The organism is Affinundibacterium flavidum (assembly GCF_014284175.1).
Classification (GTDB): Bacteria; Pseudomonadota; Gammaproteobacteria; order Burkholderiales; family Burkholderiaceae_D; genus Undibacterium; species Undibacterium flavidum.
Map to the genome: position 1 here is coordinate 1 of NZ_JACOGA010000032.1, position 17,991 is coordinate 17,991.

The following is a 17,991-nucleotide window of genomic DNA, read 5'->3' on the forward strand; positions in this document are numbered from 1 at the left end:
CGCACAGTCCATTCAAATCTATAACAACGAACGGCCACACTCTAGTCTCAAAAACAAAACGCCCAATGAGGTTCATCGAGCGTGTTTGCAACACTTTTAGTTGTCAACTTATTTTAGGACTAGACAGGTTTTTCTTCTTAGCATTCCACTATTCGATATACAATTGGCGCTCTCCTGTACTCTCAGTAAAGCGAAGCAATGAGTCAACTCGGTGCACTAACTCCTGTCGATAAGGAACAAATTCAAATTGGGCATGCATTGCCAAAAGCGGTCTTCGATGCTTGGGGCAATGTACTGCACGAAGCGGGTACCATCATTAGTAACATCGATGAATTCAATTTAATTATTGAAGATGGCTATTTTGATGATTCCCCAATCGACATCGCACGTGAGGAACAAAAACCACTTCCGAAAGCGAGTCAGGCCAGCAGCTTTTCACAGCCAGGGACGAAAATTGACCCAAAGCTAGAGCCTATTTTAGCTGCCGCAAATTCTGCGCCCACCGCTGGTGCCGATCTGAACAAAGAATCCGTCATGCTAGATCTGGACAGCGTACGTTGGCACGTCGGGGAGACTTTTTTCTTGCAAGTCCATGACAATGCCAGCGTTCGCTATACGGTACGCTTGATCGGTTTCGTCAAAAATCAATCCATTCTGGTCACTGCCCCTAAAATTGATGGGCGTGGCGCGATCATTCGTGATGGTCAAACCTTTATCGTGCGTGCATTCCCTGGCAAAAAAGCTTACGCCTTCACCGCTTCTGCATTGAAATCGGTCTACACGCCACATGCTTACCTGCATTTATCCTATCCCAAATTAGTACGCTGTACGGCGATCCGCCAAAGCTCCAGAGCCACAGTCAAAATAATCGCCTCGATCACAGTTGGCAACCCAGAACAAACCGCTGCTGCCGTCCTCAGTGACATCAGCATGGGAGGAACCTCCGGACTGATCAAACAAGAAATTGGTAAGAAAAATGATAGTGGCACAATCAAGTTTAAGGTCACAACTGCTGGCGAAGACGCTTATTTGACCTTGCCTATTATTGTGCGATCCATTGTTGAAACTGAAAATACGCAAGAATTTCGCTATGGATTTGAGTTCGTCAATATGCCTACACAATCGAAAATCATCTTATCCTCATTCGTGCATCAAACTTTGGCAGAAATTGAGTAAGTTTAGAAACAATTTGTAAAATATTTCTATGCAGAATTAATTAAATCTACAATTGTTTGAAAATTGTAGATAAAAGGCTTCATATAATTCAGGGACGAATCAGCGTTAAATGCTAAGAACGCTGTTTATCTACATGCACCTGCATTAACAATCTCTGGTAGTCGTTTCGAATTATTCGCACTCAAAAACCCTTTGCTCGCCCCCGCATTTCGTAAGGATCGCATCATGATTGCTCTCCGCAAAGCTCACCTCCGTCACTATTTTTGCGTATTCTGTGTAGCACTATTGAGCGCATGTAGCGGACAAAACGATGCGCCTAAAACAGACAGCCCAGCACCTATACAGTATCAAGCACCTCCGATCATCAATACCACCAGCGCCAGCTTTAATGGCCCGCGCTCTAACTATACGGTCACGATCAGCAATACAGAAATCAACGTAATCGACAATGTTGGCAGCGACGGAAATAATCACCTAGCGACCAGTATACTGCTACTTAAATTCAGCGATATTTCTATCAACCTTGGTATATCGAGCAAAGCAGGCACAATTGCCAGCGCTGACTTGGCCTCACTGATTGAACTGTATATTGCTTATTTCAATCGAGTTCCAGATGCGGAAGGACTTGCTTATTGGATAGATCAATTCAAAGCAGGCATGACACTTGATCAGATCGGCGAATCGTTCTACGCAGCGGCAATTTTGTATTCGACCCAAACTGGCTATTCAGCCACGATGAGTAATGCTGATTTTGTCAAAATCGTTTATAAAAATGTGCTAGGACGCCCGACCCCGGATCAAGAAGGTTTAACGTATTGGAGCCAGCGCCTCGACAATGGTACGGCGACACGCGGTACGTTAGTTCGCACCATGCTAACCTCAGCGCATACATTCAAAGGTGATGCAACCTATGGTTGGGTTGCACAATTACTCGATAACAAAAATATCGTAGGTAAAGATTTCGCAGTCAGCCAAGGAATCAGCTACATCAGTCCGCTTGACTCCATCACTAAAGGCATGTCGATTGCAGCCGCTGTCACAGCGAGCGATACCACCGTCGCTAAAGGCCTTATTGATGCCTTGATTGGACTAAGCATTAGCAACCCCACGCAACCTAGTCCCGCACAGACAGCGCGCTTCCTACAACAAAGCACGTTTGGCCCGAATAGCAGTGACCTTACGGCTGTCAGTAATCTGGGATTTAAGAATTGGATAGAGGCGCAATTTAACGTCGCGCAAACTTTGCATCGTAGCTACATGGATACCACTGCGGCGACTTTACCAAAAGGACTCAGTGATTTGAACCAAAATCACTTCTTCGAATCCTTCTGGCAACAAACCGTGAAAGGGGACGATCAACTTCGCCAGCGAGTTGGTTTCGCCTTATCACAAATTATGGTGACCTCGTTTCAAGATAGTGGCGTCGCCAACTATCCTCGTGGTGTGGCGAGTTATTACGACACGCTCAATACCCATGCATTCACCAATTTCCGCCAACTATTAGAAGCCGTCAGCCTGCATCCTATGATGGGCATCTATTTGACGTCTTTGAAGAACCAAAAAGAATCTGGCACGCGTGTTCCCGATGAAAATTATGCACGCGAAGTGATGCAGCTATTTACCATAGGCTTATACAAATTAAATCCCGATGGCAGCTATGTGATAGAAAATGGTAAACCGGTAGAAACCTATAGCAACGCAGACATCACAGGCCTTGCCAAAGTATTTACTGGTTGGAGCTGGGCCGGCCCCGATAAAACCAGCACCCGTTTTTACGGTGGCTCCGCAGATCCCAATCGCGACTGGTTGCCTATGCAAGCCTACCCTAGCTTTCACTCTAGCAGCATCAAATCATTTTTGGGAGTCACGATACCTGCGCAATCGCCAGCAAACCCAGAAGCAAGTATGAAGATTGCGCTCGATACCTTATTTAATCATCCGAATGTTGGCCCTTTTATCGGCAAACAATTGATACAACGCCTAGTGACCAGCAATCCTAGTCCGCAATATGTGGCACGTGTAACAGCGGCATTCAATAACAATGGACAGGGTGAACGCGGTGACATGAAAGCAATGATCAAAGCCATCTTATTGGATGTCGAAGCCCGCAATGATCCTTCCTTGAGTAACGCTGGAATCGGTAAACTGAAAGAACCAGTTCTCCGCCTGGCTAGCTGGTTACGCGCCTTTAGTGCCAAATCAACTTCAGGCTTTTACCGCATTACCAATCTTGATGATCCATTGACTGGCTTGGCGCAGACGCCGATGCGTTCGCCTTCTGTTTTCAATTTTTATCGCCCAGGCTACGTCCCCCCCAATTCAGGCATCGCCGATGCGCAATTGGTATCACCAGAAATGCAAATTACTGCGGAGACTTCTGTGGTTGGTTATTTGAATTTCATGCGGGACATCATCGCTAATGGCACGGGCAGCGGCCGAGACGTCAAACCTGATTATTCTGCCTTCACGCCATTAGCAACAACACCTGATCAGCTAGTCGATAAAGTCAATCTGCTCTTGATGGCGAATCAGATGAGCAGCAACCTGCGTACTCAGCTGATTGCTGCAGTCAATTCCATTACGATCCCAGCTAGCCCGCAGACCGCAATCGATACGGCGAAACTCAATCGTGTCTATATGAGTGTGTATCTGACGATGGCATCCCCAGAATATCTGGTACAGAAATAAGGAGACAAACATGCATCACTTCAATGCCTCGCGTCGGGAGTTTCTGCGTTTATCCTCCTTACTCAGTTCCGCTGGCGCACTCGGTGTAGCGGCTCCGTTTGCCCTCAATTTAGCAACCATGGGCTCGGCTGCAGCACAGGGTAATGTGAACGACTATAAGGCCTTAATTTGCCTGTTTATGTATGGCGCCAATGATCAGGCAAATACGGTGTTAGCCACAGATAGCACATCGTGGACGCAATACACCAGCGTTAGAACCACGAGCGAGGCAGGCTCAATTGCCCTACCTGCAGTGGGAAGCAACGGCGGCGTTTTACCCATCGTTCCCAACACGAATCAGGCTGGCAGGACTTTCGCAATACATCCGTCCATGCCTGAACTCAAAAATATTTTTGATGCAGGGCGTGCCGCGATTGTTGCTAATGTCGGCCCCTTATTGGTACCAACCACTTTAGAACAATACAAAGCGGCGAGCGTACCGTTACCACCTAAACTCTTTTCACACAATGACCAACAGTCTTTATGGCAAGCCTATGCACCAGAGGGAGCAGCTTACGGCTGGGGTGGACGCATGGGAGATTTGCTGGCGGCGAATAATAGCAATCCCATCTTCACAGCGATTTCGGCTTCCGGCAATGCGGTCTTTCTATCCGGCCGTTCAATTCGTCAATATCAAGTCGGTAATTCGGGAGCAGTTGCTATTGCTGGCTTAAGTGGGAGCTTGTATGGCTCAACCACCGCCGGAGCTACTTTGCGCAATATCATTACCGGTGACACCGCAAATTATTTTCAGAAAGAACATGCTGCAGTAACCAATCGCGCAATCAGTGCACAAAGCATGTTGGCACCTGCTATGGCAGTCGCTGGTGCGGGTGGCATAGCCAATCCGAGTCAATATACGAATCCCAATACAGGCTTATTGGCCAATAATGCATTGGCAATTCAGTTACAGACTGTGGCACGTATCATCGCTGGGCGCAATGCACTTGGCGCGAAACGTCAGGTGTTTTTCGTTAGTATGGGAGGCTTCGATACACATGATGCACAACGCACAGCTCAAGCGGATCTCCTCGCCAAACTATCACATGCAATTGCCTACTTCGATACGACGATGGCCAACGTAATGGGCAGCGATTTACGCCAGCAAGTGACATTATTTACCGCATCCGATTTTGGTCGCACATTCACCAGCAATGGCGATGGCACAGATCATGGTTGGGGTTCACATCATTTTGTCGTCGGCGGTGCGGTGAAAGGGAAAGATATTTACGGTAACTTCCCTGTCACTGGCCTTAAACACACACAGGATGTCGGTTCTGGCAGCTTACTGCCACAAATTTCGGTTGATCAATATGGTGCGACCTTAGCCAATTGGTTTGGTTTAAGTACGACACAAATTAATGATATCTTCCCCAATATTATCAATTTCAACAATCGTAACTTAGGCTTCCTCTAAATTTGGCTTCCTCTAAAATCAAACAAGCCGTATCCAAACGCACATAAAAAAAGCAGAATTCTGTCACCAGGATTCTGCTTTTTTATTACGCTCTGATAGCCTTATAGCTTTGATAGATCTGAAAGCGCCAATAGCACTAATAGCACCATAAAGCTTGGTATGCGATATTAAGTTTTAGGTAAAGTAACCCCGACTTGCCCCTGATATTTACCGCCACGGTCTTTATACGAAGTTTCGCAGATTTCATCGCTCTCAAAGAACAAGACTTGTGCACAACCTTCACCTGCATAAATTTTTGCTGGTAACGGTGTCGTGTTAGAAAACTCTAAAGTCACATAGCCTTCCCACTCGGGCTCAAATGGCGTGACATTAACAATGATCCCACAGCGCGCATAGGTCGATTTTCCGAGGCAAATTGTTAAGACGCTGCGTGGAATCCTAAAATATTCTATTGTTCGCGCCAAAGCAAAAGAATTTGGCGGGATGATACAAACATCCCCTTTGAAATCAACGAACGATTTCTCATCAAAATTCTTAGGGTCAACGATTGTGCTATTAATATTGGTAAAAATCTTAAATTCGTCGGCGCAACGAATATCGTAGCCATAGGATGAAGTGCCATAACTGACGATTTTTTGACCATTTTCATGGCGTACTTGATCCGGCGCAAACGGCTCTATCATGCCGTGCTGTTCGGCCATGCGACGTATCCACTTGTCTGACTTAATACTCATTGTTATTCCTATTTTTGTAGACTATTCCGATAAGCGTGAATTTTACGTCAAAAGTGATGCAAAAACTGCCTTTCAGGCGCGAAATTCACCTTAATTTCTGCGTAATCCTTGATTTTCAAGCACGGCAACTGAGTGACTACAACTATGTGGATCAATGACAGCATTTTCTACCGCAAGCTTTTGCTTGGCGAATTCGATTTGATTCTCTTTTACAACTGGTACATGATTTTTCACTGCGATCATCTCTGCCAAGATGGAAATCGCGATCTCTGCAGGGGTTTTACTACCGATATACAGGCCAATTGGGCCGTGTAATTTATCAACTTGCTCTTGACTGACGTCAAACTCCAACAGCCGCTCTTTACGCTTAGCATTATTAACACGCGAACCAATCGCCCCCACATAAAATGCCGGTGACTTCAAGGCCTCCATCAATGCGAGATCGTCCAATTTAGGATCATGCGTCAAAGCTACCACTGCACTACGCTCATCCAGTTGCATCGCCAGTACCACATCGTCGGGCATTTCATGAACTAACTGCACACCTTCAACTTGCCATCCTTCACGATATTCCTCACGCGGATCACAAACCGTGACTTGGTAATCCATCCCAACCGCGATAGCTGCCAAAAATCGCGAGAGCTGACCTGCACCGATAATGAGTAAGCGCCACCGTGGTCCGTGTATGGTTCGCAATCGCTCTTCACTTAACTGCAAACTTTCATTCGCTGTTGCCCGGCTCAAATTAACCGATCCATCTGACAGCTTCAAATCGCGAGCAATTAATATATGCTGCGATAATCGCGCTAGCATTTCGCCGATTTTGCTCTGATGACTCAAAGGTTCTATCGCCAATTGTATGGTACCGCCACAAGGCAAGCCAAAACGATGTGCCTCATCAGCGCTGATGCCATAAGTCACGATCTCAGGTCGTTGGCGTTGGCATCCTTCGGCTTGTACACGTGCGATCAAATCGTCTTCAATACAACCACCGGATACAGAGCCAACGACTTGGCCATTTTCCGCAATCGCTAACATCGCTCCTTCAGGCCTGGGACTGGAACCCCAAGTCTTCACCACAGTCACGAGTTCACAACGCTTGCCTTCTTGCAGCCACTGTTCGCAAGTTTTAAGCACTTCTAAATCAATACTATCCATGCTGATGATTTTCCTAAAATAGAATCAGGCAATTTCTGTAAAACGCTGAACCATTTTTCCACCAACTTCTATCATTTCAAAAAAGACTGAAGCTGGTCGTATCCACAAACTACCATCGGGTGCACGATACACAATCGCAGGTTTAAGATCCGCCTCTTGTGTAGCTTCACAAACCAATTCATAGATGCCACCTTTGTAGTGGCGATAACGCACTACTTTCTTGGCCTTATTTTTCGTAGATCCAGCGATTTTATGTGCGCCGACATTGGTACTGCTACCGGCCTTTTCAGCCATCACATGTTCACGTAAAAATGCCGGCACTTTCGCTGCACTTAATTTATTGATCTGCCCAAACAAAGCCGGATAAACCGATTCAAGCTGATGCTTTTGCTGTAGATGAGATGCGATATGCAGCAATAAGTTCGCAGCGACTTCGGCATCCGCTTCTGCCCTATGCGCTCGACCTTTAAAACGCAAACCCAAATCAGCAGCGAGCGGCCCCAATGAATAACTAGACATACCAGGCAAGACCCGTCGCGCTAATTTCACCGAGCATATCGTGCCGCGATGACGTGCGCTTAAGCCCAATCTTTGGGCTTCGGCGATTAAAAATTTTTCATCAAAACTAGCATTATGAGCAGCTAAATAATCACCACCGATAAAATCTAACAATGCAGGCATGACTTCAGTAACAGACGGTGCCTGATTCACCATCGCTTGTGTAATGCCGGTCAATTGCGTAATAAAAGAAGGAATTCTGACATCGCAATTGATCAAGGACACATAACGATCAACAATCTCGCCGCCATGTATGCGCAAGGCTGCAACTTCGGTAATACGATCACCGTGATCCGGGCTAATTCCAGTCGTCTCAAAGTCAATCATCACAATAGGTTCTGCTAGCATATTTCTCTCATATTTTTTTCACTCTTGTTTTCCGCTCTCTTGGGTGGGGAACTTCTGTCGTGCTATAACACTCCATAGAAGCTATTGAAGCTATAAAAGCTTACTTAGATGAGTTTGCATAATAAGTCCGCTTGAATTTCCTATTGTAAGCCGCCATCGCTCTGCCGCTGACACGACATCACTGATATTTTTGTTGCACCATGCCTAAATCGACACAGCACCAGCTCTTGAAGAACTTTAAATCCTTAATCTCTGTAGACAGAATCCTCGCAAAAAATGATTTGCTGCGAGACTTTGTCTATCGTCGCTTATGGACCTCTATCCTGATCAGCTCATTTGGCGCACAAATTACTTTGCTGGCATTGCCACTAACGGCAGCTGTTTTACTACACGCGACGCCGACACAAATGGGCTTACTCACGTTTATGGAGATCTTCCCCTACATACTTTTATCATTACCATCGGGCGTCTGGCTAGACAGAGTCAAAAAACTACCGGTCTACATCGCTGGTGAAATTGCCATTTCACTTTCGGTCGCCAGTGTCCCTGTCGCGTGGTGGCTGGGTTTCCTCAACATGCCATGGCTGTATATCGTTGGTTTTGTCATTGGGGCAGTGAATACTACTGCCGGTACAGCAGCACAAATTGTGTTAACCCAGATCGTACCGCGCGAGCGTTTGATCGAAGCTCATGCAAAAAATGCACTCGCCACTTCCGGTTCTGAAGTGGCGGGCCCAGCCACGGCAGGTGCACTCATCAAATTATTAGGCGCACCGCTCGCGCTGTTTGCCGATGCAATTCTATTACTGACATCCGCCACTATCTTACGCAAAATTCATATTCAGGAAATTCGGGTCGTCGCCCATGATGCCAATTTTTGGCGAGATTTAAAAGCTGGCCTGAAATTCGTTGCCCACAATCGTATCCTGGTCGCATTGGCATTAACCGTCGGGATATGGCAAATGGCGTATAACGCTGCCTTAGTTGTGCAAATCCTATTCGCAACACGTACGCTAGGCTTATCAGAACATGCCGTTGGTCTCAGTTACGTTTGCATGGGAGTCGGCACTGTGATTGCCAGTATCTTTGGTAACCGCATCAGCAAACATTTGGGGCCGGGCCTGTGCATGATTCTCGGAATTTTACTGTGTGCGTCGGGTTGGGGAATATTAGCAATTGCCCCTGCGAATGCGTTTGGCGTGCTTGCATTTGGTGTCATGCTCATCCTATATGCGGTCGGTGGCGTGTTTATTTTTATCAATTTTCTGGCATTACGTCAGGCCGTCACACCTGAGCATTTATTGGGCCGAATTACCAGCACCATGCGTTGGTTGACCTTATTGCCTGCAGGTCCAGGTGCTTTGATTGGTGGTTGGCTGGGTGAGCATTATGGCCTGCGTCAGGCACTTGGCTTCTCCTGCATAGCGGCACTGTTATTAGCTATATTTGCCTGGCGTAGCAAAACCATACGAGGAATCACCTCGCTGCCACAGTTATAAACGTCCGCAAATAATCTAGCCAGTTGTCAATCTGATGCGACAGTTATCATCAAGTAGGTTTGCAAAATTTACACTTGACGAATAAAACGCGGGATAATGCAGCCCGCCTATGTGCTTTCCTATCATTTACGCAGCACAACTTCATAAAACTAAAGACGATTTTCGAGAGAACCCTATGTCGCAACCGAAAGAATCGGGCGGTTTCCAGCCTTACATCCCTGCCTCTGCCAATTTGCCGGAATTTACTTTACGCGCTCTAATCATGGGCACCGTGCTAGGCATGGTATTCGGTGCATCGTCACTCTATCTGGTATTAAAAGTAGGTCTGACTGTCAGTGCCTCAATTCCAGTAGCAGTCATCGCGATTACTTTATTTCGCATGATGCACAAAATGGGTGCCAGTGATTCCACCATTTTAGAAAATAGCATTACACAAACTGCTGGATCGGCTGGCGAGTCGTTGGCCTTCGGTTTGGGTGTAACAATGCCCGCGATTCTCATCTTAGGTTTCGACTTAGAAATCTATCGGGTCATGTTGGTCGCGATACTAGGCGGCTTACTCGGTATTTTGCTGATGATACCTATGCGTCGTACCATGATCGTCGAAAAACATCACGAGCTGAAGTATCCAGAAGGCGCAGCTTGCGCGGAAGTGCTCAAAGCGGCTGCGACCGACTCCTCTCGTCAGGCTGCTGGCGAATCGAGTGATCCTAATGCGCAGGCAGATGCAAACCGCCGTGCCAAAATCATCTTTGGTGGATTCTTTATTGGTCTGATTTATAAGGTCGGCAATATTGCGCTCAAAGGTTGGAAAGATACGGTCGAGTTTGTTTTTCCTGCGCCACTCAAAGGTGGCTCTATCGGCACAGAAATTTCACCAGAACTATTGGGCGTGGGTTATATCATTGGCCCGAAAATCGCCTCCATCATGGCAGCGGGCGGTGTGCTGTCGTATATGCTGTTAATTCCCCTCATTAAATTTTTTGGTGATGGATTACTTAAGCCACTTGCACCAGCAACTAAATTAATCAGCGAAATGAGTCCGCACGAAATACGTGGCGCCTATATTTTGTATATCGGTGCAGGTGCGGTTGCCACTGGTGGCTTAATTAGTCTGGCAAGAGCAATGCCGCTGATCTGGCGCAGCCTCGCGGCTGGACTGTCTGGTTTTGGCGGCAACAAGGCAGCAAACGCTGACACCGACACTGGCACTGAGACAGATAAAAGCGCCACTCCTCGTACCGAACAAAGCATCCACATGAAATGGGTAGTCATCGGTGCACTCGCAATTATCGCAGTGATTACCGTCGCCACGCCGCTGCATATGAATCTCTTAGGTGCGCTGTTAATTTTAGTATTCGGTTTCTTGTTTGCGACTGTCTCTTCACAATTAACCGGGCAAATTGGTCAATCTTCCAACCCTATCTCTGGAATGACTGTCGCCACCCTCTTATTTACTTGCCTGATTTTCTTATTAATGGGCTGGATAGGCGGTCAGTATTACGTAACAGCCTTATCCGTCGGTGCAATAGTTTGTATAGCATCAAGCGTGGCCGGGTGCACTTCACAAGATCTGAAAACCGGCTATCTGGTGGGATCAACACCCCGTTATCAACAATATGCCATTCTTATTGGCGCATTCTGTTCGGCCTTAATTTTAGGGCCAATTTTGCTCAAATTAAATGATGCCAGCACAGTGTATGTACCCATTGCTGAGATTGCTCCCGGTCTGCAAACCGATGCAAGCAAGCTGAAAGAAAACGCGCAATTACAAGGGCCACAGGCCGCACAGGACACAAGTACTTACAAAGTCTGGCATAAGACAGATAATGCCCTAGCACCCGCTGGCAAATACTTAGTCGATACCAATGGCAAAGTAGTGTATTTGGTCGATCCTGGTATCAATGGCACACATACCAAGCGCCCAGATGGTTCTGAGGTAAAGAAATATGATGCTCCGAAAGCCGTACTTATTTCTTACATTATCAAAGGCATCCTCGATGGCGAACTACCATGGGCGCTGGTCTTATTTGGCGTAATCATTGCGTTGACTTTGGAAATGTCGGGGATACCGTCCCTAGCATTTGCAGTGGGTGTGTATCTGCCTCTAGCATCGTCAGCACCACTCTTTATCGGTGGCATGATACGTTGGCTGGTTGATCTGCGGAATAGTAAATTAGAAAAAAATAAGCATTTAAGTGAAGATGAACAACAAGCCGCAGGTGATCGCAGCGAAGGTGTTTTGCTTTCTTCAGGCTATATCGCAGGTGGTGCATTAGCGGGTATCGTCATTGCATTTAGCGCAGGCATCATGACCGACTTTGACAAGAAAATTGGCGACTGGGCTCAGGCAAATAATCCCTTCTTCGAAGGTATCAAAGCAGATGCACTCTCCATCATTCCATTCGGCTTGATTGCGATCGTGCTCTATATCGTGGGCCGCGAAAAAGTGAAACCAACTGAATCGAGCGACAAGGAAGCAAAAAACTAAGCTCAAACTAAGAGAATACTAAGCCAATTTTAAAGCCAACAAAAAAAGTGACCATATTATGGACGATACAATTATTTACGATTGCAAACAACAAGTCGTCGATATCGGCGACATTGTGCGCATTACAACGCTAAGCAAACAATTCATTAAAAGTTTTCCTGAAGACGAAAGAATTTTAATTGAGTCGATGATAGGTAATTTCCTCAAAATTATTGCCATTGATGAAGAGGGACAGGCTTGTGTGATGCGTGAATGGCATGACGAACGTGGGCAATTACAAACCCACGTCATTGCGCTTGATGCAGAAGAAATGGAAAAAGTCTAAAGCAAGTGACGTCCAATGGTTAGTGCGGAAAAACATCAATCAGTGTCCCCCAAAAGACTGGTGTGTGGCATTAATTTTTGTGATTCACAGACATCAATTTTAAGTAGCGTTTGGTGATCATATTCAACTATACGATCACCGATTCGTTGTAATAGTTCTGTGGAATTTTCTTAGAGTCATTTACAAACTCCATTTAAACCATCAACTACTTTTTCTTGGCAACAGCTACTTTCACGTTCTCAGCAGAGAAATGCATCGACGCAGGCAAACGTCGCCTGCGATGTAGAGTTCGTCATACAATCAAACCCATTTAAGTTGGTTCAGAATTTCGTCAACTTAATTTAAATGATGTTCGTGAATCGCGTACCTTGTCTAATGGCCATGACCCTCGCCATAGGTTTCAACATTCACAGGCACATTGCCACCATTTTTACCTTCAAAGAATAATGGCTTTCTGACTTTGCTACGAGCACCAACTTCATTCATCGTATTCACATCGTATATGCGGCCATTAATCATCACTTGTGCGATCTGATCTGATTGACGAATATCCTTCAACACGTCTCCGCTAATAATCACCATATCGGCTAACTTACCGACTTCTAGCGAACCAATGTCCTTGTCCATTCCCAAATAACGCGCACCGTTGATTGTCGCAGCACGAATCGCGTCCAAGGAACTCATGCCACCTCGTGCCAAAGTCCACATTTCCCAATGTGCACCAAGCCCCTCACGTTGACCATGAGCGCCCATATTCACTGGAATACCTGCGCGTTGCAGCTCATTCGCAGTACGAGCAACATTAAACACATTGAAGTCTTCTTCCGGTGCTGTCTCACGACGTATGCTACGTGGCTCTAATACTGAACGCGGCACATAACGCGATAAGATAGGATGTTTCCACACGTCCGTGCGAGCATACCAATAATGTTCACCATCTAGACCACCGTAGCCAACAATCAAAGTCGGCGTGTAACCGACCTGCGTCTGCGACCACAACTGCTTCACATCTTCATAAGCATTCGCAACCGGAATGGAGTGCTCAACACCGGTATGGCCATCAATCACCATCGTCATATTATGTTGAAACAATGAGCCACCTTCTGGCACCACCATCATGCCCGTTTGGCGCGCTGCTTCCAAGATCTGTTGACGCTGTTCACGGCGCGGTTGATTGTAACTTTTCACAGATATCGCACCGGATGCTTTGAGGCGTTTCATATGCGTCAATGCATCATCCAGATTATTCACCACAGCACTAAAATTCGCCTTCGCACCATACAAAATCGTACCCGTTGAAAATATCCTCGGAGCGACGACGTTGCCAGCTTTTTGCATCTCGCTATGTGTGAAAATTTCAGATGTATTATTAGATGGATCGTGAATTGTCGTGACGCCAAATGCCAAAGATGCAAAATCAACCCAGCTTTGTTGCGGGATGATTTGACTTTCGCCCATACCGCCATGCCAATGCACATCGACCAATCCTGGAATAATGGTTTTACCCGTTCCATCAATTTGTGTCGCGCCAACTGGAATTGCAACACTATCAGCTTTCCCGACGGCTAGAATGCGATTGTCTTTCACCACCACGCGCGCATTCTCGATGACTTCATCACCTTTCATTGTGACGACTCGCGCGCCTGAAATCACCGTCACACCACTCGGTTTATCTGCATTCATACGGAAGCCAATTTTCATGCCGTTTTCAATTGGCTTCGCGACTTCTTTCGCCGCACCCGGCACAAAATTGAAAGCATCCTTCAATGCGCTAGTGAACAATTCGTCTCCCAAGGCAAAATGCAATTTCTGGCTATCACCTGACCAATGCAAATAGTCTCCTGCATTTACATCCAACTGTTTAACCGGCAAAGCATCTGCTTTCGCCCCTACGCTGATCGCTTTACCAGCCAAAGGCATAGGCATGACGTAAGCATGAAAACGTTCGTTAAATGCTAGCCACTTACCATCGTGAGAAATCGAAAAAGCTGAAACGAAGTCGCCCTTAGCAACAGCAATATCTTCTGTTTTATCCAGTGCGACACGAAACAATGAAGTCGTCCAATCAACCTCACCGGAATACTTGGTACGAGTCAAATAAACCGCATCATTCTCATTCGAAAATTGTGGAGCGTTGCCGTCGTCTGCAATTTTACGAGGTGCTGATTTACCATCAGTAGCAACTGCAAAAACGCCGGTCTCTAAGCCATGCCAAGGCGAAGTTAAGTAACCGCCACGCGATTTTACAAATACCACTTGTTTACCATCCGGCGACATCGTGACTTCCGTGTACTTGCCAGACTCCTTGGTCAGTACAGTTTCCTGTCCGTTACGCAGATTTAAAAAGCGCACGCTACCTAATTTCTCGTCATCCCAAGTTGTGAAGACTATGGTTGAACCATCACGAGAAAATCGCGGGAAATATTCAAAATGATCTGTTTGCTTTGTCAAGCGGCGTGGCGTGCCATTTGGCAAATCACGAATATAGAGATGTCCCATCGCAGAATAAATGACTTTATCCCCATTCGGCGATACATTGACCCAACGTAATTGCTTCACATCGAATTGATCGCTGCCAACGGCTGTTTCGAAACGCACCGCAGGTCTGATCTCACGGGTGTCTTGAATATGAAATGGAATCTCTTTAGCAGATTGCGCAAATGGATCAACTCGCCATATTTTGCCCTGAGCCCAAACTACGATTTGTTTCGCATCAGGCATCCATGAGAACGCTGGATAGACACCGTGGATTGCCCATGCTTCCTGCATATCGCGCTCTAAATGACTCCAGGCTGGGAATTCCTCACCTGTTTTCAAATCCTTCAAGAATAAAGTACTTTGATTACGCACCCGACGCACAAAAGCCAAATATTTTCCATCCGGCGAAGGCGTTGGGCGAACAGCACCGCCGGCTCCACTTACGAACGGAATGGTTTTGCCATCGCGTAAATCTTTTCTAAAAATTTGATAAATCTGGCCATTTGAATCTTTGTTATATTCAAACGCGGTTCCGCCCGTCGTATCTTGCGAGTAATAAACATAGCGACCATCCGGTGAAAACGCTGGCTCACCCAAATCTTTTTGCCAATTTGGTTTTTCATTAATTTGAACACCTGAACCACCGCTGGCATGGAACATCCAAATTTCACCTGAGCCCAGAGAGCGCGTGCCCGAATAATGTTTACGTGCCGCGATGAATTGTCCGTTTGGATGCCACACAGGGTTATTCAGCAAACGAAAATCTTCTTTTGTGACCGCATGAGCTTCGCTACCGTCAATATTCATGACCCAGATATTGTCACCACCACCAGCATCTGACATATAAGCGATTTGCTTACCGTCAGGTGAGAAACGCGCCTGCATCTCCCAAGCCATCGTATGCGTCAAGGCTTTCGCTTCTCCACCAGCTATCGGCATGAGATACAAATCACCCAGCACGTCAAAAATAATTTGTTTGCCGTCAGGGCTGACATCGACACTCATCCAAGTACCCGTCTTGATATCCAGTTTCGCCATTTTGCTTTCGCCCGGCGGGCTATTTACGTCCCATTTTTTCTTAGGCGCATCCGCTGCACCTACAGACGCAGATATTGCCACCAAGGATGCCAAAACCATGTTGCGACCAATATTTCGCATAAAACTCTCCCCCTAAAATATTCTTAAAATGAAAATCGAGTATCGATTTCAAATGACATTAGCATCAATTTTTATTGAATTAGACTTACTGACAGCTATGACAAAGACATTGAGAGCTTGGTTCAAATATATCCAGAAAAACATTAACAAATCGAACGCTGGGCTGAGGTTTCAATATCATTTTTTGATTAAAAAATGTCGAAAATATTGGGAGAAAATTGAGGCATACTGATCACAGACAAAAAAACTGTAAAGAAATAAAGAGAATCACTGCCTAAAAGCTGAATCAAAGAAAATTACGGAAGACTTATCCCAACTAATTTATAACTGTTTGGTAACGGAACTTGTGTGAAGTAGAGAATGACCGAAACCATGATAAATGGTGCGATGCAACGTCTAAGGAGCGAATAAGATCAACATCAACAATGGAAATTGGCATCCTTTAACATGAAAAACTTTCATCATTTTCCGTGTAAAAAAACTTATTCAATTTCGTTTAGCATGCATACCCATACGCTAAAAATCTCTCCCCCATGAAAGTAATGGATAACTAAACAATCTCATGTTACTAAGGGTGATGGCATATTAATTGCCTAAAGTATGAAGACGATTAATTTCAGTATCCCAATCAAGGAAATCATTTCCTTTATCTACGTTAACTGTCCTTGATTCGATATCCGCTAAAACTTCCATATATCACTTCTTAGGGAAATATAAGATGATCCATAGCACAACAACATTTACAACCCTGGTTCCCGGGCAATTGACCGTTTGCACATATGGAGGATTTGCGCCAGTTTGCTATAAAAACCCGTTGGGTCAACTCGTTGGCCTAGACATCTCTTTCTTGACACGGTTTGCTGAAAGTCTGGGAATAACAATGGTGGCAATCGAAAAACCATTCGAGAATATTTGGGAGCTTCCAGGTCAAAATGAATGCGACATTTCCGCAGCAGGAATTCAACAACGCGATGAGCGCCCTATAGGCATCGATGCCGCTTGGAGTAATAGTTACTTTTGTGTAGAAAGATCACTGCTAGTACGCACAGCTGATAAAGCGATATTTGATAACCACGAAACAGTCGCAGACAAAATTATTATCGTAACGCGAGGATCAACTGCCCATATTGACGCAGTAATACGTTATCCCAATTGCAAAAGCAAAATCCAGTTTGTCGATGTAATCGCAAAGGGGAAAAAAGATGCTCAGGAATATATTGTCAACGAACTTATAAAAAATCATTACGCAGACGCTTTTGGAGAAGGAGACGTCAGCAATCAATACCTTCGTAATAGATATAACAACACTGTGGAGGGTGGCTTATTGCTAGCCGATGTTCATCCAATAGAAGGTGGGACTGAAACTTTTAATTTTGTGGTACGCAAAGCCAGTACCGGAATACTTGATCTCCTGAATATTTTCATTGAGAAAAACAAAAAATGCTATGCGGCAAAAAATTAGAGTCATACTATTCGTAAGACTAAATGCGAATCGAGATACTCTTAAGAAGGAACTCTATTTCCAATTGTGTGGAGCCTGGCAATATGAAGGTTTTTGAAAGAGGAACGTTACAAAAAGAACATATGGAAACTCTATGAAATATGTGAAGACAACAAATCCAACTTAAGCACACAGAGTCAGTTAAAAGCTTTTAGTAGATGGATATGGTTCACTATTCGGAAGCAGGAGCAGCAGTTTGAGCGATAAATATCGTGCCCGCAAGCCAACAAAGTCAGATGCGAGATTGTGCTATTTTTAACTGAGTGCGGGATTTGGATGAATATTGAGTATTTAAAAAGCAAAAGCCCCTGATTCGATGGAATCAGGGGCTTTGCGGAATAAGAGCCTGACGATGACCTACTTTCACACTGGTTGCAGCACTATCATCGGCGCAAAGTCGTTTCACGGTCCTGTTCGGGAT

12 protein-coding genes are annotated in these 17,991 nt (G+C 45.6%); 8 read left to right on the forward strand and 4 right to left on the reverse strand.

The genetic code is table 11. From position 1 onward, the window contains the following. From H8K55_RS22370 to H8K55_RS20925, 4 genes are all read left to right on the forward strand, one after another. Positions 1-100 (forward strand): integrase core domain-containing protein (locus H8K55_RS22370; protein WP_186942982.1); only part of this gene is annotated, 100 nt, incomplete at its 5' end. 98 nt (positions 101-198) lie between these two features. Further along, positions 199-1,176 carry a flagellar brake protein gene (locus tag H8K55_RS20915; RefSeq protein ID WP_186944157.1) on the forward strand — a complete coding sequence of 326 codons (978 nt, stop codon included), beginning with the start codon at positions 199-201 and terminating at the stop codon, positions 1,174-1,176. Positions 1,177-1,401: 225 nt separating this feature from the next. Continuing rightward, a complete protein-coding gene (locus H8K55_RS20920) occupies positions 1,402-3,864 on the forward strand; it encodes a DUF1800 family protein (RefSeq protein WP_186944159.1) in 2,463 nt (820 codons plus the stop codon). 10 nt (positions 3,865-3,874) lie between these two features. Further along, positions 3,875-5,320 carry a DUF1501 domain-containing protein gene (locus H8K55_RS20925; RefSeq protein ID WP_186944161.1) on the forward strand — a complete coding sequence of 482 codons (1,446 nt, stop codon included), beginning with the start codon at positions 3,875-3,877 and terminating at the stop codon, positions 5,318-5,320. 167 nt (positions 5,321-5,487) lie between these two features. Here the strand turns inward: H8K55_RS20925 and dcd are convergent, their stop codons facing one another. From dcd to H8K55_RS20940, 3 genes are all read right to left on the reverse strand, one after another. Further along, positions 5,488-6,054: a dCTP deaminase gene (gene dcd, locus H8K55_RS20930; RefSeq protein WP_186889674.1), complete on the reverse strand. Its 567-nt coding sequence runs from the start codon at positions 6,052-6,054 to the stop codon at positions 5,488-5,490. 90 nt (positions 6,055-6,144) lie between these two features. After that, entirely contained in the window at positions 6,145-7,212 is a 1,068-nt protein-coding gene (locus H8K55_RS20935; RefSeq protein ID WP_186944163.1) for an XdhC family protein, read from the reverse strand. Positions 7,213-7,236: 24 nt separating this feature from the next. After that, a complete protein-coding gene (locus H8K55_RS20940) occupies positions 7,237-8,118 on the reverse strand; it encodes a DUF1653 domain-containing protein (RefSeq protein WP_186944165.1) in 882 nt (293 codons plus the stop codon). 200 nt (positions 8,119-8,318) lie between these two features. Between H8K55_RS20940 and H8K55_RS20945 the strand changes: the two genes are divergently transcribed. The 3 genes from H8K55_RS20945 to H8K55_RS20955 all read left to right on the forward strand — a co-directional run bounded on the left by H8K55_RS20945 (position 8,319) and on the right by H8K55_RS20955 (position 12,433). Next, positions 8,319-9,617, forward strand: a complete 1,299-nt coding sequence (locus H8K55_RS20945; protein ID WP_186944167.1) for an MFS transporter — start codon at positions 8,319-8,321, stop codon at positions 9,615-9,617. Between the two features lie 175 nt (positions 9,618-9,792). Beyond that, complete coding sequence (locus tag H8K55_RS20950) at positions 9,793-12,108, forward strand: OPT family oligopeptide transporter (RefSeq protein WP_186944168.1); 2,316 nt, start codon at positions 9,793-9,795, stop codon at positions 12,106-12,108. A gap of 58 nt (positions 12,109-12,166) precedes the next feature. Next, the gene (locus H8K55_RS20955) at positions 12,167-12,433 is read left to right on the forward strand and encodes a hypothetical protein (RefSeq protein ID WP_186944170.1); all 267 of its coding nucleotides are present in this window, start codon (positions 12,167-12,169) and stop codon (positions 12,431-12,433) included. A gap of 372 nt (positions 12,434-12,805) precedes the next feature. On the opposite strand, the gene H8K55_RS20960 is transcribed toward H8K55_RS20955, so the two are convergent. Then, positions 12,806-16,069, reverse strand: coding sequence for an amidohydrolase family protein (locus H8K55_RS20960; RefSeq protein ID WP_186944172.1), 3,264 nt, complete (start codon positions 16,067-16,069; stop codon positions 12,806-12,808). A gap of 718 nt (positions 16,070-16,787) precedes the next feature. Between H8K55_RS20960 and H8K55_RS20965 the strand changes: the two genes are divergently transcribed. Continuing rightward, entirely contained in the window at positions 16,788-17,531 is a 744-nt protein-coding gene (locus tag H8K55_RS20965) for a substrate-binding periplasmic protein (RefSeq protein WP_186944174.1), read from the forward strand. Positions 17,532-17,991 lie beyond the last annotated feature (460 nt).

What these genes read in the sequence shown, in the direction of transcription:
- H8K55_RS20945 (WP_186944167.1), top strand. Translation starts at nt 8,319, where the DNA reads ATGCCTAAATCGACACAGCACCAGCTCTTGAAGAACTTTAAATCCTTA.
- H8K55_RS20955 (WP_186944170.1), top strand. Translation starts at nt 12,167, where the DNA reads ATGGACGATACAATTATTTACGATTGCAAACAACAAGTCGTCGATATC.
- H8K55_RS20940 (WP_186944165.1), bottom strand. Translation starts at nt 8,118, where the DNA reads ATGCTAGCAGAACCTATTGTGATGATTGACTTTGAGACGACTGGAATT.
- H8K55_RS20920 (WP_186944159.1), top strand. Translation starts at nt 1,402, where the DNA reads ATGATTGCTCTCCGCAAAGCTCACCTCCGTCACTATTTTTGCGTATTC.
- H8K55_RS20965 (WP_186944174.1), top strand. Translation starts at nt 16,788, where the DNA reads ATGATCCATAGCACAACAACATTTACAACCCTGGTTCCCGGGCAATTG.
- H8K55_RS20915 (WP_186944157.1), top strand. Translation starts at nt 199, where the DNA reads ATGAGTCAACTCGGTGCACTAACTCCTGTCGATAAGGAACAAATTCAA.
- dcd (WP_186889674.1), bottom strand. Translation starts at nt 6,054, where the DNA reads ATGAGTATTAAGTCAGACAAGTGGATACGTCGCATGGCCGAACAGCAC.
- H8K55_RS20960 (WP_186944172.1), bottom strand. Translation starts at nt 16,069, where the DNA reads ATGCGAAATATTGGTCGCAACATGGTTTTGGCATCCTTGGTGGCAATA.
- H8K55_RS20935 (WP_186944163.1), bottom strand. Translation starts at nt 7,212, where the DNA reads ATGGATAGTATTGATTTAGAAGTGCTTAAAACTTGCGAACAGTGGCTG.
- H8K55_RS20950 (WP_186944168.1), top strand. Translation starts at nt 9,793, where the DNA reads ATGTCGCAACCGAAAGAATCGGGCGGTTTCCAGCCTTACATCCCTGCC.
- H8K55_RS20925 (WP_186944161.1), top strand. Translation starts at nt 3,875, where the DNA reads ATGCATCACTTCAATGCCTCGCGTCGGGAGTTTCTGCGTTTATCCTCC.